Below are 26,974 nucleotides of genomic sequence, written 5' to 3'. Positions count from 1 at the left end.
GGTTCTCCTACTACTTCCCGGCCTGGATCTGGTTGATGGCCTGGCTCATGTGCGCCCCCACCTTGGCAATGTACGGCTCGTCGATGGCCTGGATGTGCTCGCCGCCGATGTTCACGACCTCCAGATCGGGAGCGAACTCGCCCCAACCACCGTCGGGCTGACGGGTGGCGTATGCGGGTTCGAACGTGATGGCGTCATCGTGGTATCGGTCCGCCATGTAGAGCACGACGTGGCCGTCGTACGCCTGCGGGGTAGCCAGGTCGAGCGTGCGCTGATCCAGGTACGACGTGCGCTGGTGCTCGATAATGCCGCCCGGAATCTCGACGCCCGCTTCCTTGACAGCGTTGAGCACGAACTGCACCTGGCCGGCGTCGTCGAGGACTTCGAGTTCCTCGTACGGGATGGCCGGGATGTGCACGTTGAACGTCCGCTCCGCGAACTTGGCGTAGCGGTCCCAGCGCTGACGCGTGCCTTCCTTCGACGTGTCGATCGGCGTACCCGGGTGCACGGTGTCGATCAGGCCGACGAACTCCACGTCCGCGCCGGCCTGCTTCAGGCCGACGGCGCAGGCGTAGGACAGCGCGCCGCCCAGCGACCAGCCGGCGAGGATGAAGGGCTTGCCCTTCTTCTTGTTGCCGTCGGCGTCGACCCAGCCGTTGAGCTCCAACAGCTTCGGCACGTACTGCGCCGCGCGCTCCTCGATGGTGCCCTCAACACGCTCCAGGCCGATCATCGGCGTGCCCGCCGGCAGGCGGTTCAGCAGCGGTTCGTAGACGACGGTCGAGCCACCGGCCGCGTGGAACACGAAAACCGGGACCTGATCGTCGTTTTCGGCGGCGCGGATCACGCGGACGAAGCCGTCCAGCTCACCGGACTCCAGGAACTCGCGGACCGTCGTCGACAGCTCCTCGATGTTCTGCGCCTTTTTGACGTCGTCGGCCGTGATGGTGCCCTCGACGCGCTCCGAAAGGCGTGTCGCCATCTTCTCGGCCTGCTCGTCGGTGACCGACGGCAGCACGTTGAAGATGCCGCCCGGCGACTTGCCGGTGACGATCGCCCACGTCGCGAACGTGACGCGTTCGGCCGCATCACGCGGCGGCACATCGGAATTCAGCGCCTCGGCAACAGCCTTCTGGTTCAGCACCTCGGCGGCAGCCGCGGTCGCACTCTGCGCCGGCTGCGCCGCAGCCGGTCCCGACGGGTTGGTCGGGGGCGGCGGAACGGCCGGGCCGGCAGGGTTGGTCGGCGGCGGCGGAACCTCCAGCGCGGCTTCGGTCGGCGGCGCCGACAATGCGGCAGCGGAATCCGTGGCGATCTCGGCCGCCGCCGGCTTGGCGTCGTCGGTGTCGGCCAGCGGATGTCCGGCCTCGGCCAGCTTGGCCTCCAGCTCGGCGACAGTCGTCGCGCCACCCATCAATTCGGCCTGCGCCGCGGCGATCTCCTCGGCGGTCTGCCCCTTCTGCGCCTCGGCCAGCTGGCCGACCTCGTCGCGGTGCTCGATGGCGTAGTGGATCAGCTTCTCCACCGCGTACAGGTTGGCGTCACGCACCGCGGTCAGCTGGATCGGCGGCAGGTCGAAGTCGTACTCGACGCGGTTCTTGATCCGGACCGCCATGAGCGAGTCCAGACCCAGCTCGATCAGCGGGACCTCCCACGGCAGGTCCTCGGGCTCGTAGCCCATGGCGCCGCCGACGATGGCACCCAACCGGTCCGCGACGGTCTCACCGGAATCCGGCGACCACTTCTTGAAACCGGCGGCCAGGCCGGCGCCCGCGGTCAGGTTGTCCTGCAGGATCGCGGCGTCGTCTTCGGGTTCCGGTGCGGCAACGGCGGTTTCGGCTACCGCGCCGGCACCGACAGCGGCCGGCAGCGCGGTGCCACCCATCGCTACCGGCAGCGCCGCGCCGTCACCGCCACGGGTGACGACCGCGTCGTACACCAGGGTGAAGGACTCACCCATGCGGGCGTGCACCTGTACCGTGCCGCCGCCGGGGTGCCGGGTCAGCGTGGTGACCAGGCGCGAGCCCTCACCCGGGATGGCGCGCTGTTCGTAAGCGGTCAGCGCCGCATCCGGAAGCACCTGTGCCGCAGCGGCTTTCACCAGCTTGGCCAGCGCCGCGGCGTCGACCTCGCCGCGCGGGGCATACTCCCACACGTGCCGGCCGTCCGGGGTCGCGACGTGGCTGCCCGGCTCGATGGCCGAGCTGTCGGCGGTGAAGTGTGCATCCAGCCAATGCGGCTTGCGCTTGAAGCGCGTCGGCGGGATCGGCGCGTAATCAACGGCCGGATCCACGGCCGGCGAGAACAGCGTCCGGAAGTCCAGGTCATGGCCGTGCACGAACAGCTGGGCCATGGCGTTTGTCATGGAGTCGACCTCGTCCTGCTTGCGGGCGAGGGTCGGGATCAGCTGGCCGTCGTGAAGCCCGGCGGAAGCCGTCGTCAATCCAACCTGCATGAGCGCCACCGGGTTCGGGGCCAGTTCCAGGAACGTGGTGTGCCCGTTGTCGACGGCGTTGCGGATGCCGTGGGTGAAATAGACGCTGTGGCGCAGTCCCTTCTTCCAGTAGTCGACATCGTGGATCGGCTCCGCGCCGGCACGGATCAGCTGACCCTCGTGCACCGTCGAGTAGTACGCCGTCTGCAGCGGGTGCGGTTCGATGCCCTGGATTTCCGCGGACAGTTCGCCGAGCAGCGGATCCATCTGCTGCGTGTGGCTGGCGCCCTTGGTCTGCATCTTGCGGGCGAACTTGCCCTCCGATTCGGCGCGGGCGATGATCGCGTCGACCTGCTCCGGCGGACCGCCGATGACAGTCTGGGTCGGGGCGGCGTAGACGCACACCTCGAGGCCCGGGAAATCGGCGAAGACCGTCTTGATCTCCTCGGCCGAGTACTCGACGAGCGCCATCAGGCGGATGTACTCGCCGAACAGCATGGCCTCGCCCTCACCCATGAGGTGGGCGCGCGAGCAGATGGTGCGGGTGGCGTCGGCGAGCGACAGACCACCGGAGAAGTAGGCCGCGGCCGCTTCACCGAGCGACTGGCCAACCACCGCACCGGGTTTCGCGCCGTGCGCCTTGAGCAGCTCACCGAGGGCGATCTGCAGGGCGAAGATCACCGTCTGCACGACCTCGATGGGGTATTCGCACGTCTCGTTGGTGTAGTCGATGGCGTCATCGAGGATCAGCTCGACGACGGAGTAGCCACGCTCGTCCTGGATGTGCGCGTCGACCTTGTTGATCCACTCCGCGAAGATCGGATCGTTCAGGTACAGGCTCTTGCCCATCTTGCGGTGCTGCGCACCGAAACCGGCGAGCACCCACACCGGACCGTTGGTGACGGGGCCGTCGGCGGCCAGCACCAGCGGGCTCTGCTTGCCCTCGGCCAGCGCCCGAAGACCCTTGACCGCTTCGTCGTGGTCGTGCGCCAGAATCACTGCGCGCGAACGGCCGTGGTTGCGGCGCGACAGCGAGCGGCCGATGGACTCCAGCGAGTAGGACCGGCCCTTTTCGCTGTCGATCCAGTCCGCCAGCTCAGCGGCAGTGGACTTCTTGCGTGAGGTCAGGAAACCCGAAACCGCAAGCGGGACAATGCGCTTGACCGGCTCGGCGGCTGCCAATTCGGCGCGGCCGGCCTCGATCAGCTCGAGCGCCCGCTCGGTCAGGCCGGGGAGCTCGGGCTCGTCGTCGGTCTGGTAGCCGTAGAACTCGGCGTCACCACGCGTGTCGTTGTCGTCGTCGATGAACTCGCCGTACTCGTCCATCTTGACGCCGCCGACGTAGACGGCGCCCGCGTCGGAAGCCGGCTTGTCTTCGGCGACAACCTCTTCGGGCTCCGGCTCGACGAGGTCGCTGGGCAGCACCTGGCGCATGACGAGGTGCGCGTTGGCGCCACCGAAACCGAAGCCGGAGACACCGGCGACGGCGTGACCGCTGTAGCGCGGCCAGTCCGACAGCTCGGCGTTGACCTTGAGGTGTTCCTTGTCGAAGTCGATATACGGGTTCGGGCCCGCGTAGTTGATCGACGCCGGCAGCTTGTCGTGGTACAGCGCCAGCGTCATCTTCGCGACGCTGGCCGCACCGGCGGCCGACTCCAGGTGTCCCACATTGGATTTCACGGCGCCCAGCAGCGCCGGCTTGTCGGCGGCGCGACCGCGGCCCACGACGCGGCCGAGAGCGTCGGCCTCGATCGGGTCACCCAGGATGGTGCCGGTGCCGTGCGCCTCGATGTAGTCGACGGTCTTCGGGTCGACGCCGGCGTCCTTGTAGGCCTTGCGCAGCACCGCTTCCTGCGCATCGGGGTTGGGGGCCAGCATGCCGTTGGAGCGACCGTCGTGGTTGATGGCCGAACCGGCGATGACGGCGAGAATCTCGTCACCGTCGCGGCGGGCGTCGGCGACGCGCTTGAGCACAACCATGCCGCCACCCTCGGAGCGGGCGTAACCGTCGGCGTCGGAGCTGAACGACTTGATGCGGCCGTCCGGCGCCAGCACGCCGCCGACCTCGTCGAAGCCGACCGTCACCATCGGGGTCACCAGGGCGTTGACGCCACCGGCCAACACCACGTCGGCCTCGCCGGAACGCAGTGCCTTGACGCCCTCGTGGATCGCGACGAGCGACGAGGAGCACGCGGTGTCGATGGTCATCGACGGCCCGCGGAAGTCGTAGAAGTACGAAACCCGGTTGGCGATGATGGAACTCGCGGTGCCGGTGATGGCATACGGGTGCGTGATGGACGGGTCCGAGACCGACAGGAAGCTGTAGTCGTTGGTCGAGCTGCCGACGAACACGCCGACCGTCTCGCCGCGCAGCGACGACGCCGGGATGCGCGCGAACTCCAGTGCCTCCCAGGTCAATTCGAGCGCCATCCGCTGCTGCGGATCGATGTTGTCGGCTTCCATCTTGGCCAGCGCGAAGAACTCGGCGTCGAAGCCCTTGATGTCCGACAGGTAACCGCCACGCGTGCGGGCCTTGGCCACCCGCTCGGCGATCCGCGGCTCGGACAGGAACTCTTCCCAGCGGCCCTCGGGCAGATCGGTGATGGCGTCGCGGCCCTCCACCAGTGCCTGCCACATCTCGTCGGGCGTGTTCATGTCACCCGGGAAGCGGGTGGCCAGGCCGACCACCGCGATGTTCATGACGTCCTCGTTGACGTCTCGGGACCAGTCCTCGGCGTTAGCGGCGGCGGTGTCTTCCTCGGGCTCGCCCTCGACGATGACCTGCGCGAGCGACTCGATGGTGGGGTGCCGGAACAGAACCGTGGCATTCAGCGTGACCCCGGTGAGGTCTTCGATATCGCTGGCCATGGCCACGCCGTCGCGCGACGACAGGCCGAGCTCGACCAGCGGGACGCTCTCGTCGATCGTGTCCGGCGACTGACCGGTGGCCTTCGCGACCGCGTTGCGCAGCCACTCGCGCATCTCCGGCACGGAGATGCCGTTGGCCCGCGACGCGGGCGCACTGCCACCCTCCTGCGGCGAAGTGTCGATTTCGTTCGAATTGTCTTCGGTGTCAGTCATTTTCACTGTTCACTTTCGCCGCCGGACAGGGAGCCGGGTGGAGGTCAGTTCAGATCGTCGGGGAAGGCGTTGGCCACCTTGCCGCTGCGCAGCGTGCCGTCCAGGTACGCCGCACGCGTGGCCCGGCGGCCGATCTTGCCGCTGGAGGTACGCGGGATGGCGCCGGCCGCGGTCAGCAGCACGTCGCGCACCGTGACGCCGTGGCGCACCGCGATGGCCGCCCGGATGTCGTCGACGATGGGCTGGGGCTCGAGCTTGTGCGCACCCGGGGCCCGCTCAGCGACGATGACCAGCTGCTCGGAGCTGTCGTCGGGATCATGCTTGAGGCCCACGTGGGCGTCGGCGAAGACGTGTTCTGGCAGCTGGTTGGCCGGCACCGAGAACGCCGCCACGTACCCGACACGCAGCGCCTTGCTGGCCTCCTGCGCCGAGTACTCGAGGTCCTGCGGGTAGTGGTTGCGGCCGTCGATGATCACCAGGTCCTTGACGCGACCGGTGATGTACAGCTCGCCGTCGTGGTAGGCGCCGTAGTCGCCGGTCCGCACCCAGGTGGCGTCGTCGGCGGCACCCTCGGCGTGCGACGGGTTGGTGCGCGACTTGAGGGTGTTCTGGAACGTCTCGATGGTCTCCTGCGGCTTGCCCCAGTAGCCGGTGCCCATGTTCGCGCCGCTGATCCAGATTTCACCGATCTGGCCGTCGGGCAGCTCGGTGGCGGTCTCGGCGTCCACGATGACGGCCCACTCGTCGACACCGATCTTGCCGGCGCCGGCCTGGGCGACGGCCTTCGGCGAATCATCCGGAACCACCACGAAGGTGCCGGTGTTGAGGGCGTCGCGATCCACCGACACGATGGTCGGCTCGTCGGAGGACGGCGTGGTGGACACGAACAGCGTGGCCTCGGCCAGACCGTACGACGGCTTGATGGCCTTGGACGGGAAGCCGAACGGGCCGAACGCCTCGTTGAAGCGGCGCACGGTCGCGGCCGAGATCGGCTCGCTGCCGTTCAGGACGGCCTTCACGTTCGACAGGTCGATCGGTTCCTTGGGCACGCCACGGGCGGCGGCGTGGTCGAACGCAAAGTTCGGGGCCACGGAGATGACACCGCCGGTGTCGCCTTCCTTGCGCGCCATCTCCCGGATCCAGCGCTCCGGGCGACGCACGAACGCGGCCGGGGTCATGAACGTGAAGCTGTGGCCGATCATCGGCGCCAGCAGGGCCGTGATGAGGCCCATGTCGTGGAAGAACGGCAGCCAGGACAGACCGCGGTCGCCCTCTTCGCCCTCGAGGGCCTCGACGACCTGCACCACGTTGGTGGCCAGGTTGAGGTGCGTGATCTGCACGCCCGTCGGGATGCGGGTCGAACCCGAGGTGTACTGCAAGTAGGCGACGGTGTGCTCATCGACGTCGTCGAAGGGGATCCACGTGGCCGCGACTTCGTCCGGGACGGCGTCGACGGCGATGACGCGCGGACGCTCATTGGCCGGCCGGCTGCGGAAGAACTTGCGCACGCCCTCGGCGGCGGCGGTGGTGGTCAGGATGGCCGCGGGCTTGCAGTCGTCGAGAACAGCGTGCAGGCGGCCGACGTGGCCCGGCTCGGACGGGTCGAACAGCGGCACGGCGATGCGGCCGGAGTACAGGACGCCGTAGAACGCCACGAGGTACTCGAGGTTCTGCGGGCACAGGATCGCGACGCGGTCGCCGACCTGGGTGACCTGCTGCAGCCGCGCGGCCACCGCTTTGTTGCGGGCGCTGAACTGCGCCCAGGACAGGTCCTTGGCCTCGCCGTCACGCTCCGTGGAATAGTCCAGGAACCGGAAGGCCAGCCGGTCGCCACGCACCTTCGCCCAGCGTTCGACGTGCTTCACGATGCCGGCACCGTCCGGGAAGTTGATCTTCCCGTTCTTGACGAACGGGTTGTGGAACGCCATCAAACTCTCCTGTCACAGCCTGCCGCGCCGGCTACATCGTCTGCAGCCAGTCACGCCAAATCCCGGCAAATGGTACCGGGCAGTAGCGATATGCCACCCCAAGATTGTCCGGTCGATGATCAGACCGTGCTCTTAGTTATCTCTTAATGTTAGGTGACGCGAATTCGCAGGCCAAATCGCCCCACCGGTTTTGTACTCACCAGTAGCCAACCCGCGATGTCAGCCGTGCTTGGGGTGCGGCGCGTCGTCGACGAGCTGCTTGGCCCAGTTCAGTGTCCACTGCGTGGAGGTCTGCCCGTCAAGGGTCCAGAACTGCGGCGTGTTGTACAGCGCGTGCACCGGTCCGGCGGCACTGCCGGACAGCGTGGCGAGCGTGCTCGGCAGGTTGACGACGTTGAACGCCTCGGTCGGCGCGGCGCAGATCAGGTCGCCCTTTCCGCAGATCTCGTTGACCCGGTCGTTGAGCTCACCGAAGCCGCCGACGCGCGGTCCCGTCATGTTCAGCCCCAGCATGCCGAGCGGCAGTTCGTGCAGCGTGATCTCGGCGCCCTGCCCCGGCGGGTTCGGACCGATGTCCTTGCCGACATCGGGCTGGCGGCGGCCGTCGGCGATCAACGTCACACCGAGCACCAGGTCCTGGTCGATGGGCCCGCGGCCGTTTCCGATGTCGCTGGCGATATCGCCGGCGATCACCGCGCCCTGCGAGAAGCCGATGATCACGAAGCTCGTCAGCGGGCACCGGTTGTTGATGTCGGTGATGGCCTCGACGGCCTTCTTCTTGCCCTCTTCGCGGCTGTCGTTGTACGACATCTGGTTGTCGGCGGCCAGCGGGTTATGGAACTGCGCGGTGTAGGGCACCGTGTACTGCGCCAACCGGTCAGCGCCGAACTGCTGGCCGAGCGGGTTGCTGACATTCAGCAGCAGCGCGATCGGGAACGACGGCGTCGGGTTCAGCGGGTCGAGCGCCCGCGACGACTCCCAGGTGCCCGGGATCGAGATCAGCTGCACATCGGGGCAGTCGGCCGACTGGTACGCCGGCCGCGGCTTGGACGGCTTCGTGGTGGGCCCCGTGGGGGACGCCGTGGGCGGCTGTCCTGAAGGTTGGGGTCCCGGAATCGCACCGGGTTGACGCAGCCACACCACGATCGCGAAGACGACCACGATGACCAGCAGTGCCACCGCACCCGCCGCGGCGATGGCAAGGATGCGATGGCGGCGGCGCCGATTGTTGGTGGCCATGTGGTGTGAAGTCTCCTGCGGGCTGAGTCGGTCCGGTTGCGATCCGAATGTACTCAGCGCTCGTCACACCAAGGTCACGCCGACCGCTTCTGCGCTGGTCAGGGCCACGACCCTGTGCGCGAAATCATGGAAATCGCGTGCAGACCGCAGCCACACCGGCTAACGGATGACGCTCACCAATTCGCCCGACATGGCGCCGAGCTGACCGCTCCAGCTGCCCCAGTCGTGCTGCGGGCCGTCCGGGAAGTCGAAGTGCCCGTTGTGGCCGCCCACGCTCCGGTAATGCGCGTAGAAGGCGCGGTTGCTGCCCTGCGCCTGGTCGCAATAACCGATCATGGCCGCCGGGTCGCTGCAGGTGACCGTCGACGGGCTGAACACCCAGATCCGGGTGTTGTTCTGGTTCAGCAGGCTGACGTGCACATCCGGGTCGTGCCACTTCCAGCGGCCCAGCTGGGGGGCGCCCCACATGCCGTAGGTGTCCACGCCGCCGAATTCACGCATGCCGGCGGTAATGGCGCCGTTGAACGTCGTCGACGACGGCGTCAGGAAGCCCGACAGCGAGCCCGCGAAGCGGAACCGGTCCGGGTGGAACTCGGCCAGGGCCAGGGCCGCGGTGCCGCCCTGGGCCGCACCGACGACGCCGTGGCCGTTCGGGGCCAGGCCCTTGGTGGCGGCCAGGTAGTCGGGCAGCTCCTGGCTCAGGAAGGTCTCCCACTGCTTGCTGCCGTCCTGCTCCCAGTTGGTGTAGAAGCTGAACGCGCCGCCGGCGGGTGCGACCACCGAGATGCCCTTACCCGCCAGCGTGCCCATGGCGTTGCCGGCGGTGACCCAGTTGCTGACATCCGGGCCGGCGTTGAAGGCATCGAGGAGATAGACCGCGTGCGGACCGCCGGCCTGGAACGACACCGGGATGTCCCGGCCCATCGCGGCCGAGGGCACCATCAGCGTCTCGACGCCCGCGGCCCGGGCGGTGCCGGTGCCGGTCAGCAGGCCACCGGCGAGGACGGTGACCGCCGCCAGCGCGGAAGCAGATGTAGCCAGCGTCCGCATAGTTCTCCGCATTGCCTGCAGCCCCATAACCAACCTCACCTGTCGTGTGTCGTCGAGCGTCCTGAACCCGCGTTGTAGTGAACCACATCACCTCGACGGATGTCCCGGACAAGCGGGGGGAACGTTGCCGGCAGAAGGGGTGATTTTCGTCTACCCCCGCGTAAACGACTGGCGGCGACGACCCGTGAAGGTCGCCGCCGCCAGTGCGAGTTGTTGCCAGAGGTCTTACCTCAAGTCAGGACGCTTACGCCTGTCCCGAAGCACCCAGCACACGCTGCAGGTCAGGCTTCATGGCCTGCAGCTGCTGGCCCCAGTAGCCCCAGTCGTGGGTACCGCTGTTGGGGAAGTTGAACACACCGTTGGTGCCACCGGCAGCCAGGTAGGTCTGCTGGAAGGTGCGGTTGGTGCGGATGGTCAGGCCCTCGAGGAACTTGGCCGGCACGTTGTCGCCGCCCAGGTCGCTCGGGTTGCCGTCGCCGCAGTAGACCCACAGGCGGGTGTTGTTGGCGACCAGGGTGCCGATGTTCACGAACGGGTCGTTGCGCTTCCAGGCGTTGTTCGGGTCGCCAGTGGAGCCCCACATGTCGTCGGCCTTGTAGCCGCCGGCGTCACCCATCGAGATGTTGACCAGGAACGGCCACCAGCCCTCGGACAGGTTCAGGAAGCCCGACATCGAGCCCGCGTAGATGAACTGCTGCGGGTGGTAGATGGCGAGGGTCATCGCGGCCGAACCGGCCATCGACAGACCGACAGCAGCGCCACCGGTCGGCTTGACCGACTTGTTGGCCTGCAGGTAAGCGGGCAGCTCCTGGGTCAGGAAGGTCTCCCACTTGTAGGTGGAGCAACCGGCCTTACCGCAAGCCGGCTTGTACCAGTCGCTGTAGAAGCTGGACTGGCCGCCGACCGGCATGACCATCGAGATGCCCGAGCCGTTGTACCACTCGAAGGCTGCGGTGTTGATGTCCCAGCCGTTGTAGTCGTCCTGCGCACGCAGACCGTCCAGCATGTAGACGGCCGGCGAGCCCGCGCCACCACTCTGGAACTGGATTTTGATGTCGCGACCCATGGCCGCGGACGGAACCTGCAGGTACTCAACCGGCAGACCGGGACGCGAGAAAGCCCCTGCAGTCGCCGTTTCACCGGCGACACCGACAAGACCGGGCAGCGCTGCCGCGGCAACGGCCGCAACCGCCATCCGGCGCGGCATGGCCTTGGCCATCGACCGCATCTTCCCAACGAAACTCATACCGCTCCCTAATCTTTCCTATGACGGCGTACGGACAACCCTCATCCCCGCCTCTGCCGTTGAGGTGACGATCAGGCCGGGCGCACACGCCCGAGTGGTTATCGCCGCATGGTTCACCGGCGTTACCTACGCTTCAGACCGTGCCAGCGCTCATGCGCTGAAACTACGGACCGGTAGCCGGTAAGCCAGTGTAAGGGGTCGACAGCCTCGGAGGCACATCGAGTCCGCACCGGTGCAGCTCGTATAACGGCACGCGATCGATCCGGTAACGCGTAAATGTGAACGCGTGTACCAGATTTGACATGAACCGGTGGAACCCCATCGGCGCGCGCACCGAGCTCAGCATCGTCTCGGTCTCCGGGCACGTCAGGGCGACCGCAGCCTGGGCCACCCAGTCCTCGTCCAGGTACGTCGGAATCCACGGGCGCTTGCGCAGGAACGGCCCCTCGGCGACCGCCCAGTCCGGGAACAGGTCCTTGTCGTGACCGATGCGGGCGTCATCCAGCCGTGCCGTGTGAGCGGCCAGCGGGTTCGCCAGACCGATCTGGTCGATCACCCGGACCTCGAGCGGCAGGTTCATGCCCATCATGCCCAGGTTGGTGAAAAAGACCGTGTGCGGCCCTTTTTCGAACCAGTTTGGCGGCGGTGGCGACTTCGGGTCCGGGACCGGCGGCGGCATGGCCGGAACCACGTCCCATTGGTCGTAGTTGCCCGACGGCAACAGCAGCGCACCCACCGGGGTGTTGTCGATGGCAGTGAGCACCGCCCGCATGCGCGGGTAGTCGAGGTAGTCCGCCGCCGTCAGCGGATGCGCATGGCCGGTGGCCTGCGAGTAGAAGCGCCGTTCGTCGACGATGCCGGAGTAGGTGACCCGGGTGGCGTCGTACCCCAGCCCCGGCGAGTTGGCTGCCCACAGCGACCAACCGACCACCGCCAGCCAAAGGGCCGTCGTCGTACCGGCCAGCGCGTAGCCGACCTCGCGGGCGATGTTCCTGCCGTCGGGAAGCACGATCGGAATCACCGCAACCGGGATGACCAGGCAGAACAGCGGAACCAACAACACCCGGCCATGCATGAAGTCACCGCCCTGGCGCAGCCAGTACAGCCCCTGCACCAGGCCGCTGCCGGCCATGAAAATCACTACGGCAGTAGGACTTTGAATCCGGCGCGCCAACGTGCTGTAGCCGCGCGGCGCGGCTTGGCCCCACCACGGCCGGCTGTGAGTGACGAACAACACAATCGCGAGCGCGGCGGCCAGCACCGCCGGGATCCACAACAGGTAGGGCCCGTTGAAGTTGCTGAGGTAGACGAAGCCCTGCTGCCACTTGGAGCCGGTGGCGTCCTTTGCGAGCGCGGTGATCGGCACCAGCAGGCCGTAATAGCCCATCCGGAAAATCTCATAGGCGATCGGCAGCAAACCCCCGGCCACCAGCACGATCAGGCGACGGCGCTTGCCACGAGCGGCAACCAGCAACATGACCAACGCCACGCCCCCGATGAGCGCCAGCTCCGGACGCACCAGGACCGACAGGCCGGCCAGACAGGCCAGGGCGCCGTCGAACCAGGCACTCGTGACGTTGTCGTCGGCCTCGCGGCCCTCGGGTCCGGGCACGCGGGGAACAATCGAACTCTGTGCCCAGCACACCATCATCCACCAGAGCAGCCCCAGATAGGCCATGATCAGGCCGTTCTCCAGGCCCGACGTGGCGAAGTCGCGCGCGGGCGGCACGGCCATGTAGACGAGGGCGCCGGCCGGGACCAACAGCGCGCGGCGGCCCCGCAGTCCAGGGGCGTACAGCCGGCCGGTGCCGAGCATCGCGAAGACCAGGCCCGCCACGCTCAGCGTCAGAGCCAGGACCAGGACCACGTACTCGAGTTGCACCGAGCCACCGATCCAGGCCCCGGCGGTGACCAGATAGGTCCACAGCGTCGAGGTGTTGGACTCGACGCGCTCACCGACGTTGAAGACGGGACCGTTGCCGGCCAACAGGTTCCGCACCGTGCGCAACACGATGAGGCCGTCGTCCGCGATCCAGCGGCGCTGCCAGGCGCCCCAGCCGAACAGCGCGGCGGACACCACGACGCTCGACCACAGGCTGATCCGCGCGGCCCGGCCATACGGGAAGACCGGCCCGCGCAGCAATTGCCGAGCGGGCGAGTCGATCACCGGATCAGTCCGGGCAGAATCGCGGCGACGAGCGTCGCGACCAGGGCGACGCCCAGCAGCTGCAGCACGCGGTCGTTCAGCACGATCTCCTCGGGTTCACCGGCGGCGCCGCTGTCGACGTCGACGGCGTAGCGCAGGATCGCGATGGTGAACGGCACCATCGACACGGCGAACCACGGGCCCTTGTTGCCCTCGAAGGCCCACAGGCCGTAGCAAAGCACCACGGCGGTCGCCGACAGCGTCCAGACGAACCGCAGGTAACTGCTGGTGTAGGACTCCAGCGCCTTGCGAATCTTGGCGCCGGTGCGTTCGGCGAGTTGCAGTTCGGCGTAACGCTTTCCGGCCGACATGAACAGCGAGCCGAACGCGAACACCAGCAGGAACCACTTGGACAGCGGGATCCCGGCGGCCGCGCCACCGGCGATGGCACGGATCAGGAAGCCCGACGAGTTGATGCAGATGTCCAGCACCGCTTGGTGTTTGAGGCCGAAGCAGTAGGCCAGCTGCGTCGCGAGATACACCGCCATGACGATCGCCAGGCTCGGCGTGAGCCACCACGAGATGGCCAGCGACGCGACGCCCAGCACGATGGCCAGCGAGTAGGCCAGCTGTACCGAGACGACGCCGGCGGCGATCGGCCGGTACTGCTTGGTCGGATGGACCCGGTCGGCCTCGACGTCCCGGGCGTCGTTGATGAGGTAGATACACGAAGCGGCCATACAGAACACCACGAACGCGACACCGACGGCCTTGAACACCTCGGTGTAGCTGTAGTGCGCCCCGCCGCCGAGCGACGCCAGCGGTGCAGCCAGGACCAGGACGTTCTTCACCCACTGCCGCGGCCGCAGCGCCTTGACGATGCCGGCCGCCAGATTCTTGGGCGGACCCAGCTCCTGCGTCTGTTCGGTCATGCCTTCACCCCTGCAGCTCGCGCTTTGGCCGATCGATCGGAGACTGCCCCGACCGATTCGGCGACCACGGTTCCCACCACGACACCGGTGAGCACGTCAGAGGGGTAGTGCACGCCGAGAACCAAGCGCGACAACGCCATCGGCGGTACCAGGAACCATGGCAGCGGCAGGCCTGTGGCCCGGCCGATGAGGATCGCGGCGGCGGCGGTCGACGTCGCGTGCGCCGACGGGAAGCTCAGGCGGCTCGGGGTGCCGACGTTGACGGCGATGGCGGGGTGCTGCGGGCGTTCCCGCTTCACCACCCGCTTGATCAGCACGGCAGCCGCATGCGCGAAGAAGGTGCCGACACCGGCCGTCACCCAGGCCCGGCGGCGCTGCGGTTGCAGCAGCGCGCCCAGACCGCAGACCGCGAACCAGCCCAGGCTGTGCTCACCGAAGTACGACAGCACCCGGGCACCGGCGAGGACACCGGGACGACCGGTCAGCGCGGACTGAACGCCGACCAGGATGGCGTCCTCACCGCGCGGGGCGTCAGCAATGACTTCGTCCTCAATGCCTCCGGCGCCTTCGAGGCTCACCGGGCACCAGCCGATTCGGGCTGGGAGGCCAACAGCACGGTCTCCCACTTCTCCTTGCTCGTCAGCTCCGGCAACGCGTTGCGGTAGACCTTCCGCATGCGGTTGAACTTCCGGGTCAGCTGAATCTGGCGCTTGACCGATTCGCGCAGCAACTCGAACATCTTCTCGCGGTCACGCTGGCGATAGACGACGCCGCGGCCGTCGGCGGTGGTGACGGTGACACCGTCGACCATGCACAACGAGAACCACCGGGCGTCCTGGGTGGCGACGTTGATCTGCGGCCGCACATGGTGTTCCGGATCGTGAGGCTTGAGCTGGTGGATGACGCCGCGACTCAGCCGCACCGCGATCGACGGCAGGCTGGTGGGAATCTTGACCTTCCGGCGCCACTTCTTGTCCGACGGCGCCGGCAATGTGGTCGCGCTCTCCAGCACCACGGCGTCCGGGTACTCGGTACGCATGGCCCGCACCTCGGGCAGCGCGGACTCGAGGATCGTGAACAGGTTGTCCGGCCCGGCGAGGAAGTCGTCCATCGCCCGGTTCTGGATGGCCACCGTCGAATACTCAAGGCACAGAAGGTGTTTCATGGTCGCCTTGAAGTGGCTCGCAACCAGGCCACGGATGTTGCCGTCCCAGTGCAGCGCTGCCACGACGAGGCGGTTGCGCAAGTGGAAGTACGCCTGCCAGTCGATGGCGTCGTCCTTGTCGCTCCACGCCATGTGCCAGATCGCCGCGCCGGGCAGCGTCACCGTCGGGTAGCCGTGCTCGCCCGCACGCAGTCCGTAGTCCGCGTCGTCCCACTTGATGAACAGCGGCAGCGGCTGCCCCAGTTCCTCGGCCACCGCGCGCGGGATCATGCACATCCACCAGCCGTTGTAGTCGACGTCGATGCGGCGGTGCAGGATTCGGCTGCGGTACTCCTCCTCGTCGGCGAGGGGATACTTCGCGAAGTTGTGGTCGTACTCGGCGTTGATGGCGTGCGTCCACATGAAGTTCGCCGCGTCGACCATCTCACCCATGACGTGCAGGTGCGAGGGCTCCTGCAGGTTGAGCATCTGCCCACCGATCAACGTCGGCTTCTTGGCGAAACGGCTGAGGGCCAGCGCCCGCAGGATCGAGTCCGGCTCGACGCGAATGTCGTCGTCCATGAACAGAATCTGTTCGCAGTCAGTGTGTTTCAGCGCTTCGTACATCACGCGGCTGTAGCCGCCGGAGCCACCGAGGTTCGGCTGGTTGTGGATGGCCAGCCGGTCCGCCAGAGGGGCCGCCGCGGCCGCGAAGTCCGGATGGTCCTTGACCTTGTTCGCACCCTGATCGGACACGATGACCGCACCGATCACCTGGTCCACCAACGGATCCGACGTCAGCGCCGCGAGCGCGTTGACGGCGTCCGCGGGACGGTTGAAGGTCGGGATGCCGACCGTGATGTTCGCCCGCCCGGGCGCTTCCACGGGGGCGTACCAGCCGGCGTTGTGTACCGTCACCGCACTGTCCGTGGTGATGTCGAACCAGATCCAGCCGCCGTCCTCGAACGGCTCCAGGCCGATCTCGAACTCCACCACCGCGGGGAGGCCGTCGTCGCCACTGGCGATTTCGCTGCCGCCCACCGTGATTCGCGCACCGGTCGCCTTCGACCGGTAGACGTCGACACGGGCACTGCCGGTCAGCTCGACGCGCAGCACCACGGAGGTCAGGATCGACCAGCGACGCCAGTAGCTGGCCGGGAACGCGTTGAAGTAGGTGGCGAACGAAACCTCGGACTCCCCACCGATTTCCAGCGTGGTGCGGGTCGGGGCGTGCGCGCGCCGGGCGTTGGTGGACGACTCCTCGATGTACAGCTTGCGGACGTCGAGGGGCTCACCCGGACGGGGCAGGATGACCCGCGACAGCAGGCTCACCGCACGGGACTCTCCCGACGCCAACGCGCCGGACGGGATGTCGCTCATGGTCTTCAGCTACTTTCTGTACCGGCGTCGCCGAGTGCCGCGCCGTCACGCAGATGTGGCATCAGCACGTTGTCGTACATGTTCAGCGCACTGGCGATGGCCATGTGCATGTCGAGGTACTGATAGGTGCCCAGCCGGCCCCCGAACAGCACTCGGTTCTCCTCGGTTTCGGCCTTCGCCCTGGCGCGGTAGGCCGCCAGGATGGCGCGATCCGAATCGGTGTTGATCGGGTAGTACGGCTCGTCGTCGTCGTTGGCGAAGCGCGAGTACTCCCGCATGATGACGGTCTTGTCGGTCGGGTAATCCCGCTCGGGGTGGAAGTGCCGGAACTCGTGAATGCGGGTGAACGGCACGTCGGGGTCGTTGTAGTTCATGACAGGCGTGCCCTGGAAGTCTCCGATGGGCAGCACTTCCATCTCGAAGTCCAGCGTGCGCCAGCCCAGCCGGCCCTCGGAGTAGCCGAAGTAGCGGTCGAGGGGGCCGGTGTACAGCACCGGGGCGTCGGGGCTCTCGGCGCGCAGGCTGTCACGGACGTCGAACCAGTCGGTGTTCAACACGACGTCGATGCGCTCGTCGGCGGCCATGTTCTGCAGCCAGGCGGTGTAGCCGTCGACCGGCAGACCCTGATAGGTGTCGTTGAAGTAGCGGTTGTCGAAGTTGTAGCGCACCGGCAGGCGGCTGATGATCGACGCGGGCAGGTCCTTGGGATCGGTCTGCCACTGCTTGGCGGTGTAGCCCTTGACGAAGGCCTCGTAGAGCGGCCGGCCGATCAGCGAGATGGCCTTCTCTTCGAGGTTCTGCGCGTCGTCGGTGTTGATCTCGGCCGACTGTTCGGCGATCAGCGCGCGGGCCTCGTCCGGGCTGAAATAGCGCCCGAAGAACTGCGACACCAGGCCCAGCCCCATCGGGAACTGGTAGGCCTGGCCGTCGTACATGGCAAAGACGCGGTGCTGGTAGCCGGTGAAGTCGGTGAACTGCCGCACGTAGTCCCACACCCGCTGATTGGAGTTGTGGAACAGGTGGGCACCGTACTTGTGCACCTCGATGCCGGTTTCGGGCTCGGCTTCGGAGTAGGCGTTGCCGCCGAGATGGTGACGGCGCTCGACGACCAGCACCCGCTTGTCGAGTTGGGTTGCCGCGCGCTCGGCAATCGTCAGGCCAAAGAATCCGGAGCCGACGACGATGAGGTCATAAGGGCCGGAGGACTGGGTCGCAGCGCCCCGGGAATCAGCGGAGGTCATCGGCGTTCAGGGTATCCGACAGAGGCCGTTCGGCCCGAAAACACCCGGTCGGGTCGGGCAGTGCGCGAGCCGGTCGCAATTCGCTCACGATTCCGCATCGTCACTCTAATCCCACCAATCACAGCTTTAACATCGATTGCGTCAGTACCGACGACTCGGCAAGCCAGCTCGAGCCGTACCCCACAGATTGAGGAGACTTCCGTGCCTAACCGACGTCGACGCAAGCTCTCGACAGCCATGAGCGCAGTCGCCGCCGTGGCCGTCGCAAGTCCGATCGCACTCGTGGCGGTCGCCGAGATGACCCCGGCAACCCCGACTCCGCAGCACCGGGAATTCGTCCAGGCCGCGCTCGTGACCGACCTCCCCAACGAGGTCATGTCCGCGCTGTCGCAGGGCCTGTCCCAGTTCGGCGTCAACCTGCCGAACCTCATGGGCGGGGCCGCGAGCTCCCCCAGCCCGCTGACCGGTGGCCTGTCGCCGCAGACCGGCCTGACCCCCGGCCTCGGCACCACCCCCGGCCTCGGCACCCCCGGCCTCACGCCGCCGACCGGCCTGACGCCGGCAGCGGGTGGGCTCACTCCGCCCGCGGGCCTGACCCCGGGTCTGGGCACCACCCCGTCGACCGGTCTGACCGCACCCGGACTGACCCCGCCGACCGGGGCGACCGCGCCCGGCCTGACCCCGCCGGCCGGTCTGGGCACCACCAGCCCGTCGGCGCTGACCCCGGGCCTGGGCGGCCTGCCCAGCGCCGGTCTCACGACCCAGGGCGCGACCCTCCCGAGCGTGAGCACGCCCGGGCTGACCGCTCCCGGCCTGAACGCCACGGGTCTGACGACGCCGTCGATCAGCGCGAACCCGGCGGGGCTCGGCGCCGCCGGCATGCCGATGACCGATCCCAACGCAAGCCTGGGCCTCGGCCCCGGCCAGGGCCTCGGTGGCAGCTACCCGATCCTCGGCGATCCGTCGGTCGGTCTGGGTGGCGGCGACGGCCTCGGCCTCGGCGCGGCCCCGAGCAGCGGTGGCGGCGGACTGATCAGCGACCTGACCAGCGCGGCCAACCAGCTGGGCGCGACCCAGGCGATCGATCTGCTGAAGGGCATGGTCGTACCGGCCATCACGTCAGCGGTGAAGTCCGCTCAGGCTGCCCCCGCGGCAGCCGCCGCGGCGGCACCGGCCCTGCCGGCCCCCGCGGTCTGACATCCATCACATAACTGAAGACCTGTAACCGAGACGGCACCGCAGAAGCCACAAGGCTCTGCGGTGCCGTTGCGGCGTCTCGCAGAGAATTGACAGCCAGGCAACCCGTGTCGAAACACGGGTAACAGCTGACACATACGTAACATTCGCGCTGTGCCGCGCCGTCGTCCCGCACCGTCAATACTGTTGTCCGCCGTGGCGGCGACCGTCGTGATGGTGCCGTTGGCCGTCGGCGGCATTCCCGGTATCCCCGGTCTGACGGACGACAAGCCGTCGGCGCCGGAGCTCCACACGCAGCCACTGGCCGGCGTCGGTGGCGGACAGACCGTCCGGGAAATCCACCAGGACACTCCGTTCTCCCTGGTCGCGCTCACGGCGTCGGACTTCACCGGAACCTCGGCCCGGGTGCGCGCCCAGAAGGCCGACGGCTCCTGGGGACCCTGGTACGAGGTCGAGGCGCCCGACGGCGTCGGCGAGGCGCGCGCCACCACGCGCGGCACCGAGCCCGTGTTCGTCGGCCGCACCAAGACCGTCCAGATCGCGGTGACCCGGCCCGCCGAAGCCGCGGCCACGCCGCCCGCCGGCGACCGGCCGCAGGGTCCCGGCCTGGGATACCGCCCCGTCGACGTCGAAAAGCCGCTCGGCCCCAGCATGAAAGCGGTGCTCATCAGTCCGCCGGAGGCACCGGCCGACGTCCAGTTCCAGCCGACCGCGGTGTCGGCGCCGAACCAGCCGCCGAACATCATCAGCCGGGCCCAGTGGGGCGCCAACGAGAGTGTCCGCTGCGGACAGCCGGTCTACGACCCGGGTGTGCGCGCGGCCATCGTGCACCACACCGCCGGCAGCAACGACTACGCGCCCGAGGATTCCGCGGGCATCGTCCGGTCGATCTACGAGTACCACACCCGCGAATTGGGTTGGTGCGACATCGCTTACAACGCCCTGGTCGACAAGTACGGGCAGGTTTTCGAGGGCCGGTTCGGCGGGATGACGCGGCCCGTCGAGGGCTCGCACACCGGCGGCTTCAACGTCGACACCTGGGGTGTGGCCATGCTCGGCGACTTCGACGCCGTGCCCCCGACCCCGCTGCAGCTCAAGATGACCGGCCGGCTGATCGGCTGGCGGCTGAGCCTGGACCACGTCAACCCCCTCGGCAGCGTGGTACTGACGTCGGGCGGCGGCTCGTTCACCCATTTCCCCGCCGGCGCGACGCCCACGCTGCCGACGATCTTCACCCACCGCGACGTCGGCAACACCGACTGCCCGGGCAACGCCGCCTACGCCGCCATGGGCGAATTGCGCGACATCGCAGCATCTTTCACCGCCCCGCCGGGCGCCCTCAGCGCGATGGACATGCTGCGCGGCGGTGCCATCTTCGACAAGTGGCAGGCCATGGGCGGCGCGTCCGGCCCGCTCGGCGTCGCCACCTCACCGGAGGCCGCGGCCGACGGTCACACCCGCTACGCGACGTTCGACCACGGCGCCATGTACTGGTCGCCCGCCACCGGCGCCCAGCCGCTGACCGGATCCCTCTACGACGCCTGGGGCGCACTGGGATTCGAACGCGGCGCCCTCGGACTGCCAACCAGCGGCGAAATTGCCGAACCGCAGTGGATCGTGCAGAACTTCCAGCACGGCACCCTCAACTTCGACCGCGAGAACGGGATCGTCACACGCGTCATCGACGGTGTGCCGCAAGAACTTCCGCCGCCACCGAAGCAGGAGCCGGTGCAGCTCGAGCGGTTCAGCCGCATCGAGATGCAGAGCTGACGGGCTAAAGCCACCAGCGTTCGAGGACCCGCGCCACGCCGTCGTCGCTGTTGGTCGTGGTGACCTCGTCGGCGGCCGCCAGGGCCTCGGGATGCGCATTGCCCATCGCCACACCCAGGCCGGCCCAGGTCAGCATCGGGATGTCGTTGGGCATATCGCCGAACGTCACGACGTCCTCGGCGGTGAGACCCAACGGGCGGATGATCTCGGCCACTCCGGTGGCCTTGCTGATCCCCAGCGGCACCACCTCGATGAGCCCGTTGTTGGTCGAATAGGTCAGGTCGCCGGTGACGCCGACGTGCGGCGCCAGCGCCGCGGCCAGATCGGCGCTGTGTGCACCCGCCTTGCGGATCAACAGCTTGACCGCCGGCACGCTGAGCATGTCCTCGACCGACACCTCGGTGTTGTCCGGGTTGTGCCAGGCATGCTCGTAGCCGGGCGAACTCGCGAACTGCGGCATCGACTCGTCGAATGCTGTGCGGCCCACCCGTTCGACCGCCAGCCCGACGCCCGGGATCACCCGGGTGGCGATCTCGGCCAACTCGCCCAACGCATCCGGGCTCAGGGTGTGGGCCGAGACGATGCGGTCCGTCGCGGAGTCGTAGAGCACTGCGCCGTTGGCGCACACCGCCATCGGCGCCAAACCCAACGCGTCCACCACCGGTGGTATCCAGCGCGGGGGCCGGCCGGTGGCGAGCACGAACTTGGCACCGTTCGCGACGGCGGCCTGTACGGCCGCGCGGGTCCGTGGCGTCACGCGCTCATGGGTGTCGAGCAGCGTGCCGTCGACGTCGGTGGCGATCAGGGCAGGCAGCATCACCGGTCCCCCGCTTCGCGGCGGGCCCGCTCGGCCTTCTCCAGCACTTCGGCCTCCTCAGGCGTCGGGGCGCCGCCGCCCAGTCGGCTCGGTACCCAGTACTCACCCGGCGGATGCGGGTACTCCTCCTGGACAGCATGCAGCTGATCGGTCATGGTCTGCTGCAACGTCGCCATCACCTGGGCGACGGGACCAGTCGCCTCGATCGGCGCACCGACGCGGACGATGACCGGAATCTTCTTGCGTCCCAACCGCTTCGGGTGGTCCTTGGTCCACATCCGGTGCACGCCCCAGACGATCACGGGGATGATCGGGACCTGCGCGTCGAGCGCCATCCGCGCGACGCCGGTCTTGAACTCCTTGAGCTCGAAACTGCGGCTGATCGTGGCCTCCGGATATACCCCGACAAGTTCCCCGGCGCGCAGCCGCTCGACGGCGACGGGGTACGCGTCGCCACCGGAACTGCGGTCGACAGGGATGAGCCCGGCCCGTTTGACCAGGAAATTGCCCATCGGCACCTGCTGCACCTCGGCCTTGAGCATGAAGCGCACCCGACGACGCCGATGGGTGGCAGCCAAACCGGCCGGCAGGAAGTCCACGTAAGCGGTGTGGTTGATCGCGATCACGGCCCCGCCGGTATCCGGAATGTGTTCCAGCCCTTGGTAAGTGATGCGGGTTCCCGTGGCGGCGACCGCCGCCTTTGCGGCGATCTCGATGCCGCGGAAAACTGGCTCCATGGCGCTACTCCGGCGCACCTTCCGCATGCTGCGCCGCCCGACGAGCCGCCTTCTCGCGCGCTTCGTCGAGGTCCATCTGGTCGGCCTCGGCCAGTGTCGGCGCACCGCCGCCCAGCCGGTGCGGTACCCAGAACTCGCCGGCGGGGTGTTCGGGGTAGCGGTCCTGGACTTCCGACAGCAGATGCTGCATGCGGGCGTGCAGCAGCGCCGTCAGCTCGGCGGCCGGCAGCGTCGGATAGATGGGCTCGCCGACGTGGATGAAGATCGGCACCTTCGGGCGGCGCATGTTGCGCGGATGACCCTTGGTCCAGATCCGCTGGGCCCCCCAGATGATGTGCGGGACGATCGGCACGTCGGCCTCGATGGCCATGCGGGCCGCGCCCGACTTGAACGCCTTGATCTCGAAGCTGCGGCTGATGGTGGCTTCGGGATAGACGCCGACGAGCTCGCCTGCCTTGAGTTGCTTGACCGCCTCGGCGTACGAGTCGGCACCACTGCCGCGGTCGACGGGGATGTGGCGCATCTTGCGCATCAGCCAGCCGCCGTACTTGTTGTCGAAGACTTCCTTCTTCGCCATGAACCGCACCTTGCGGCCGCGCTTCTGCATGACGGCGGGCAACCCGGCGAACGTGAAGTCGAAGTAGCTGGTGTGGTTGATCGCGACCACCGCGCCGCCGCTGACCGGCAGATTCTCCGCGCCCGTCACGGTGAATTTCAGGCCCTGCGCCCGCCACACCGTGCGCGCCAGCTTGATCACGGTGCCATATACCGGTTCCACGGGCATCAGCCTAGTGCGGACCGCCGGTACCAAGCATGGAAAGGTCGGTCAGGTGACATTTCCCAGCGGCCCGGTACCCGTTCCCGACGTCGTCGACAGGCTGGCCGCCGGCCGTCCCGTGACCGCGGTCTGGCAGAACGAACTCGGCGGCGTGACGTTCGCGATCGGCGCCGGCGACGAGTACGTGAAGACCTATCCCGCCGAGCATGCGCCATTGCTGACCGATGAGGCCGTCCGGCTGCGCTGGGCCGGCCGGTACATCGCCGTCCCGCCGGTGCTCGGCGAGGGCGCGGGCTGGCTGCACACCGCGGGCCTGCCCGGCCGCTCCGCCGTCGACCCACGGTGGTCCGACGATCCCGAGACCGCGGCCCGCGCGATCGGGGCCGGACTGCGGGCCATGCACGACACCCTGCCCGTCGCGGACTGCCCGTTCGGGCGGCCCTCCTGGGTCATGGACGTCCCCGACCCCGACCGGCTCGTGGTCTGCCACGGCGACGCGTGCGCGCCGAACACCCTGATGGGCGACGGCGGTGCGTTCGTCGGGCACGTCGACATCGGGGACCTCGGGGTGGCCGACCGGTGGGCCGACCTGGCGATCGCCACGATGTCGCTCGACTGGAACTACCCCGGCAACTACGAGGCCGCCCTGCTGGACGCCTACGGGGTGACGCGGGACGACGAACGCATCGCCTACTACCGCGCGCTCTGGGACGCTCCGGAATCCAGCTAGACTCGCTGGCGAACTCTCCACCGCCAAAAGGGGCATTTGTGCAGGTCACAAGCGTTGGACACGCCGGATTCCGGATCGATACCGCCGCGGGCAGCATTCTGTGCGACCCGTGGGTGAACCCTGCCTACTTCGCGTCGTGGTTCCCGTTCCCGGACAACAGCGGGCTGGACTGGGACGCCCTCGGCGACTGCGACTACCTGTACGTGAGCCATCTGCACAAGGACCATTTCGACCCCGAGCACCTGCGCGCCCACGTCAACAAGGACGCGACGGTGCTGCTGCCGGACTACCCGGTGCCGGACCTGCGCCGCGAACTCGAGGCCCTCGGCTTCCACACGTTCTTCGAGACCACCGATTCGGTGAAGCACCGCGTCAGCGGGCCCAAGGGCGACCTGGACGTCATGATCATCGCGCTGCGCGCCCCGGCCGACGGCCCGATCGGCGACTCGGGCCTGGTGGTGTCCGACGGCGAGACCGTCGCGTTCAACATGAACGACGCCCGCCCGATCGACCTGGACATGGTGGCCACCGAGTTCGGCGACGTCGACGTACACATGCTGCAGTACTCGGGCGCCATCTGGTACCCCATGGTCTACGACATGCCGGCCCGGGCCAAAGAGGCCTTCGGCACCCAGAAGCGGCAGCGGCAGATGGACCGCTGTCGCCAGTACATCGCGCAGGTCGGGGCCACCTGGGTGGTGCCGTCGGCCGGCCCGCCATGCTTCCTCGACCCCGAATTACGTTGGCTCAACGACGATCACGGCGATCCGGCCAACATCTTCCCCGACCAGGCGGTGTTCCTGGACCAGCTGCGCAGCCACGGCCACGACGGCGGTCTGCTGATGATCCCCGGCACGGTGGCCACGTTCACCGGGTCGGCACTGGACTCCCTGGTGCACCCGATTCCCGAAGCCGAGGCCGAGGCGATCTTCACCACCGGCAAGGCCGACTACATCGAGGCCTACGCCCAGCGCATGGCGCCGGTGCTGGCCGCAGAAAAGGCCTCGTGGGCACCGGCTTCCGGCGATTCGCTGCTGGAGCCGCTGCGGGCCAGATTCGAGCCGATCATGGCGGCGAGCGACCAGATCTGCGACGGCATCGGCTACCCCGTGGAATTGAAGATCGGCTCCGGACCCGATTCTCAAACCGTGGTCCTGGACTTCCCGAAACGGGCTGTGCGCGAACCGATTCCGGACGAGAAGTTCCGCTACGGCTTCGGTATCGCACCCGAGCTGGTGCGCACCGTACTGCGCGACGACGAACCGGACTGGGTCAACACCATCTTCCTGTCCACCCGCTTCGAGGCATGGCGGGTCGGCGGCTACAACGAATACCTCTACACGTTCTTCAAGTGCCTGACCGACGAGCGCATCGCCTACGCCGACGGCTGGTTCGCCGAGGCGCACGACACCTCCGCATCGATCGAGCTGGGCGGCTACGAGATTCAGCGGCGGTGCCCGCACCTGAAGGCCGACCTGTCGAAGTTCGGCATCGTCGAAGGCAACACCCTGACCTGCAACCTGCACGGCTGGCAGTGGAACCTGGACAACGGCCGCTGCCTGACCTCCAAGGGTCATGAGTTGCGGAGCGCCAAGCGGTGACGAGCGCCCACCACTCCGGCGCTCGCTCGGACGCGCACTATGACGACGGGCAGATCTTCCTGGACCGGCAGGCGATCACGTTGCGGCGCTACCACTTTCCGTCGGGCACGTCGAAGATCATCCCGCTGAGCGCGGTCCGCGGCTACAAGTCCGAGTCGCTCGGCTTCATCCTGGACCGGTTCCTGATCTGGGGCGGCACCGATCCGCGCCGGTGGCTGCCGCTCGACATCTGGCGGCCCATCAAATCGACGCTGGTGACGCTCGACGTCGCCGGCACCACACCGGCGCCGGCGTGTACCCCGTTGCGGCCCAAGGAGTTTCTGGCCACGCTGGACGTGCTGCTGAAAGATCAAGCAGGCCGCTGACAGTCGCCGCTACCAGCTGGTGCCCGAGAGTCCCGGAATCACGCACCGGCCGTCCGCGGCGACGCGGCCGATGAGCATCCCGTCATAGCCGGTGCACGACGCGTTGAGTGGCTCGCAGGTGTTGATGGACGTGATCACCTTGTCCTGTCCGCACGGGGTCCCCGGACCCGGGGGATCGGCTGCGGCAACGGCGCTGCTGAAGCTCAACGCAAGGATGGCCGCGGACGTGACGGCGAACGAGCGGGTTGAGTCGAACATGATCGATACCTCCGGCCGATGGCCCCGACGTGCACCCATGCTACGCGCAAATCGGCGAGGTGATCAGGGCTGATTCGCGGCGCGCACCGTCTGCCGGAGCTCGGAGACGTCGTCGGATGCGGTGTCGTACACGCGCACGATGGCCCGGTCGCCCGGCTTGAGGTAGGTGGACTCCCCCAGCTCGGTGTACCGCGTCGCGCCGATGCCGACCAGCAGGTGCGACGGGCGGCCCGCGGCCACCATCAGGGCGCCGACATCCTCCAGCGGCGTGTCATCCGAACCGTTCTGGTTGGCCAGCCGGTCGACGATCCAGTCCAGCAGCTGCGTCCCGTAGTACGAGTAGCCCAGCAGCGGGCTGTCCTGGCCGTATGCCTGCTCGACGCCGGCCCCATCGCCGCTGCCGTCGTCGAGGAAGCTGGCCAGCCGCAGCGACGACGTCGGACCGTCGGGGCTCAAGTCGTCGATCGCGAAGAACTGCGGGGCCACCCCCTTGGACGCCGGGCCCCAGTTCTTCTTGTGGCTGATCTTCGGGGCGTTCGGCCGGCGGATCGAGCAGTCGTTGAACGCACCCAGCGCGAACGGCCGCAGCCCGACCACCCGGTCGCCCGACCACGACACCTCGCACGCCAGCCCGACCTCGGGTTCGATCTGGAGGTTCAGCGGGGTGTCACTCACCGGCAGCTGGACGGCATCCGTCGACAGCGGGAACTCGCCGAGGAACGTGTCGCTGCCCGGCGCATACCAGGGAAAGATGCCCTTGGGTGCCCCGCCCTCGGACCTGACGTTGACGAAATCGACTGCCTCCCCGGCCTGTTCGAGGTGCCCGGCGAAGTTGCCCGCCACCCCGAAGCCGAACCAGCCACGCATGTCGTCCAGGTCGAGATCGATCATGGCTGCCAC

Annotated in this window: 20 protein-coding genes; 5 read left to right on the top strand and 15 right to left on the bottom strand. The window is 68.0% G+C overall.

Annotated features, from left to right (window positions below; genetic code table 11):
* Nucleotides 1-10: 10 nt before the first annotated feature.
* From pks13 to glf, 10 genes are all read right to left on the bottom strand, one after another.
* Nucleotides 11-5,515 carry a polyketide synthase Pks13 gene (pks13, locus tag QRN63_RS09470; RefSeq protein ID WP_285030523.1) on the bottom strand — a complete coding sequence of 1,835 codons (5,505 nt, stop codon included), beginning with the start codon at nucleotides 5,513-5,515 and terminating at the stop codon, nucleotides 11-13.
* 44 nt (nucleotides 5,516-5,559) lie between these two features.
* Nucleotides 5,560-7,443 (bottom strand): long-chain-fatty-acid--AMP ligase FadD32, encoded by a 1,884-nt coding sequence (fadD32, locus tag QRN63_RS09465; protein ID WP_285030522.1) that lies wholly within the window; start codon nucleotides 7,441-7,443, stop codon nucleotides 5,560-5,562.
* A gap of 219 nt (nucleotides 7,444-7,662) precedes the next feature.
* Nucleotides 7,663-8,682, bottom strand: a complete 1,020-nt coding sequence (gene culp6, locus QRN63_RS09460; protein ID WP_285030521.1) for a carboxylesterase Culp6 — start codon at nucleotides 8,680-8,682, stop codon at nucleotides 7,663-7,665.
* Nucleotides 8,683-8,841: 159 nt separating this feature from the next.
* On the bottom strand, nucleotides 8,842-9,732 hold the full coding sequence (locus QRN63_RS09455) for an alpha/beta hydrolase-fold protein (RefSeq protein WP_285030520.1): 891 nt from the start codon (nucleotides 9,730-9,732) through the stop codon (nucleotides 8,842-8,844).
* A 244-nt stretch (nucleotides 9,733-9,976) separates the two neighbouring features.
* Complete coding sequence (locus QRN63_RS09450) at nucleotides 9,977-10,978, bottom strand: esterase family protein (RefSeq protein ID WP_285030519.1); 1,002 nt, start codon at nucleotides 10,976-10,978, stop codon at nucleotides 9,977-9,979.
* 163 nt (nucleotides 10,979-11,141) lie between these two features.
* Entirely contained in the window at nucleotides 11,142-13,145 is a 2,004-nt protein-coding gene (aftB, locus tag QRN63_RS09445; RefSeq protein ID WP_285030518.1) for a terminal beta-(1->2)-arabinofuranosyltransferase, read from the bottom strand.
* Entirely contained in the window at nucleotides 13,142-14,056 is a 915-nt protein-coding gene (locus tag QRN63_RS09440; RefSeq protein WP_267319608.1) for a decaprenyl-phosphate phosphoribosyltransferase, read from the bottom strand. Before QRN63_RS09440 ends, aftB begins: the two co-directional genes overlap by 4 nt.
* Nucleotides 14,053-14,595: a phosphatase PAP2 family protein gene (locus QRN63_RS09435; protein ID WP_267319815.1), complete on the bottom strand. Its 543-nt coding sequence runs from the start codon at nucleotides 14,593-14,595 to the stop codon at nucleotides 14,053-14,055. Before QRN63_RS09435 ends, QRN63_RS09440 begins: the two co-directional genes overlap by 4 nt.
* Nucleotides 14,596-14,630: 35 nt before the next feature.
* Nucleotides 14,631-16,580, bottom strand: coding sequence for a glycosyltransferase (locus QRN63_RS09430; protein ID WP_267319609.1), 1,950 nt, complete (start codon nucleotides 16,578-16,580; stop codon nucleotides 14,631-14,633).
* Between the two features lie 5 nt (nucleotides 16,581-16,585).
* Nucleotides 16,586-17,821, bottom strand: a complete 1,236-nt coding sequence (glf, locus tag QRN63_RS09425) for a UDP-galactopyranose mutase (RefSeq protein WP_285030517.1) — start codon at nucleotides 17,819-17,821, stop codon at nucleotides 16,586-16,588.
* A 201-nt stretch (nucleotides 17,822-18,022) separates the two neighbouring features.
* On the opposite strand from glf, the gene QRN63_RS09420 reads away from it, so the two are divergent.
* A complete protein-coding gene (locus QRN63_RS09420) occupies nucleotides 18,023-19,018 on the top strand; it encodes a hypothetical protein (RefSeq protein WP_267319611.1) in 996 nt (331 codons plus the stop codon).
* A gap of 153 nt (nucleotides 19,019-19,171) precedes the next feature.
* Nucleotides 19,172-20,788: an N-acetylmuramoyl-L-alanine amidase gene (locus QRN63_RS09415; protein WP_285030516.1), complete on the top strand. Its 1,617-nt coding sequence runs from the start codon at nucleotides 19,172-19,174 to the stop codon at nucleotides 20,786-20,788.
* A gap of 4 nt (nucleotides 20,789-20,792) precedes the next feature.
* Here the strand turns inward: QRN63_RS09415 and QRN63_RS09410 are convergent, their stop codons facing one another.
* From QRN63_RS09410 to QRN63_RS09400, 3 genes are read right to left on the bottom strand one after another with little or no spacing between them, the layout of a single operon-like run.
* Nucleotides 20,793-21,605, bottom strand: a complete 813-nt coding sequence (locus QRN63_RS09410) for an HAD family hydrolase (protein ID WP_267319613.1) — start codon at nucleotides 21,603-21,605, stop codon at nucleotides 20,793-20,795.
* Nucleotides 21,605-22,342: a lysophospholipid acyltransferase family protein gene (locus QRN63_RS09405; protein WP_267319614.1), complete on the bottom strand. Its 738-nt coding sequence runs from the start codon at nucleotides 22,340-22,342 to the stop codon at nucleotides 21,605-21,607. Before QRN63_RS09405 ends, QRN63_RS09410 begins: the two co-directional genes overlap by 1 nt.
* A 4-nt stretch (nucleotides 22,343-22,346) precedes the next feature.
* Nucleotides 22,347-23,120, bottom strand: a complete 774-nt coding sequence (locus QRN63_RS09400) for a lysophospholipid acyltransferase family protein (RefSeq protein ID WP_267319615.1) — start codon at nucleotides 23,118-23,120, stop codon at nucleotides 22,347-22,349.
* A 52-nt stretch (nucleotides 23,121-23,172) separates the two neighbouring features.
* Here QRN63_RS09400 and QRN63_RS09395 point away from each other — a divergent pair, with 52 nt between their 5' ends.
* Genes QRN63_RS09395 through QRN63_RS09385 form a run of 3 tightly spaced genes read left to right on the top strand, consistent with a single transcriptional unit; the run spans nucleotide 23,173 to nucleotide 25,816 of the window.
* Nucleotides 23,173-23,850: an aminoglycoside 3'-phosphotransferase gene (locus tag QRN63_RS09395; protein WP_267319616.1), complete on the top strand. Its 678-nt coding sequence runs from the start codon at nucleotides 23,173-23,175 to the stop codon at nucleotides 23,848-23,850.
* A gap of 38 nt (nucleotides 23,851-23,888) precedes the next feature.
* On the top strand, nucleotides 23,889-25,451 hold the full coding sequence (locus QRN63_RS09390; RefSeq protein ID WP_285030515.1) for a Rieske 2Fe-2S domain-containing protein: 1,563 nt from the start codon (nucleotides 23,889-23,891) through the stop codon (nucleotides 25,449-25,451).
* Nucleotides 25,448-25,816, top strand: coding sequence for a hypothetical protein (locus tag QRN63_RS09385; protein ID WP_285030514.1), 369 nt, complete (start codon nucleotides 25,448-25,450; stop codon nucleotides 25,814-25,816). Before QRN63_RS09390 ends, QRN63_RS09385 begins: the two co-directional genes overlap by 4 nt.
* A 9-nt stretch (nucleotides 25,817-25,825) precedes the next feature.
* Here QRN63_RS09385 and QRN63_RS09380 read toward each other — a convergent pair whose 3' ends face one another.
* Both QRN63_RS09380 and QRN63_RS09375 read right to left on the bottom strand, forming a co-directional pair.
* Nucleotides 25,826-26,074: a hypothetical protein gene (locus QRN63_RS09380; RefSeq protein WP_267319619.1), complete on the bottom strand. Its 249-nt coding sequence runs from the start codon at nucleotides 26,072-26,074 to the stop codon at nucleotides 25,826-25,828.
* Nucleotides 26,075-26,137: 63 nt separating this feature from the next.
* Entirely contained in the window at nucleotides 26,138-26,965 is an 828-nt protein-coding gene (locus QRN63_RS09375; protein ID WP_285030513.1) for a DUF5718 family protein, read from the bottom strand.
* Between the last annotated feature and the right edge of the window lie 9 nt (nucleotides 26,966-26,974).

Origin of the sequence: Mycolicibacterium sp. lyk4-40-TYG-92 (assembly GCF_030209435.1) — a bacterium.
Taxonomy (GTDB): Bacteria; Actinomycetota; Actinomycetes; order Mycobacteriales; family Mycobacteriaceae; genus Mycobacterium.
Note: the sequence above shows the minus strand (reverse complement) of the source record. Positions and strands in the feature narration are given on the sequence as shown.

What these genes read in the sequence shown, in the direction of transcription:
- QRN63_RS09380 (WP_267319619.1), bottom strand. Translation starts at nt 26,074, where the DNA reads ATGTTCGACTCAACCCGCTCGTTCGCCGTCACGTCCGCGGCCATCCTT.
- QRN63_RS09375 (WP_285030513.1), bottom strand. Translation starts at nt 26,965, where the DNA reads ATGATCGATCTCGACCTGGACGACATGCGTGGCTGGTTCGGCTTCGGG.
- glf (WP_285030517.1), bottom strand. Translation starts at nt 17,821, where the DNA reads ATGACCTCCGCTGATTCCCGGGGCGCTGCGACCCAGTCCTCCGGCCCT.
- QRN63_RS09430 (WP_267319609.1), bottom strand. Translation starts at nt 16,580, where the DNA reads ATGAGCGACATCCCGTCCGGCGCGTTGGCGTCGGGAGAGTCCCGTGCG.
- QRN63_RS09405 (WP_267319614.1), bottom strand. Translation starts at nt 22,342, where the DNA reads ATGGAGCCAGTTTTCCGCGGCATCGAGATCGCCGCAAAGGCGGCGGTC.
- fadD32 (WP_285030522.1), bottom strand. Translation starts at nt 7,443, where the DNA reads ATGGCGTTCCACAACCCGTTCGTCAAGAACGGGAAGATCAACTTCCCG.
- culp6 (WP_285030521.1), bottom strand. Translation starts at nt 8,682, where the DNA reads ATGGCCACCAACAATCGGCGCCGCCGCCATCGCATCCTTGCCATCGCC.
- QRN63_RS09440 (WP_267319608.1), bottom strand. Translation starts at nt 14,056, where the DNA reads ATGACCGAACAGACGCAGGAGCTGGGTCCGCCCAAGAATCTGGCGGCC.
- QRN63_RS09410 (WP_267319613.1), bottom strand. Translation starts at nt 21,605, where the DNA reads ATGCTGCCTGCCCTGATCGCCACCGACGTCGACGGCACGCTGCTCGAC.
- QRN63_RS09455 (WP_285030520.1), bottom strand. Translation starts at nt 9,732, where the DNA reads ATGCGGACGCTGGCTACATCTGCTTCCGCGCTGGCGGCGGTCACCGTC.
- pks13 (WP_285030523.1), bottom strand. Translation starts at nt 5,515, where the DNA reads ATGACTGACACCGAAGACAATTCGAACGAAATCGACACTTCGCCGCAG.
- QRN63_RS09450 (WP_285030519.1), bottom strand. Translation starts at nt 10,978, where the DNA reads ATGAGTTTCGTTGGGAAGATGCGGTCGATGGCCAAGGCCATGCCGCGC.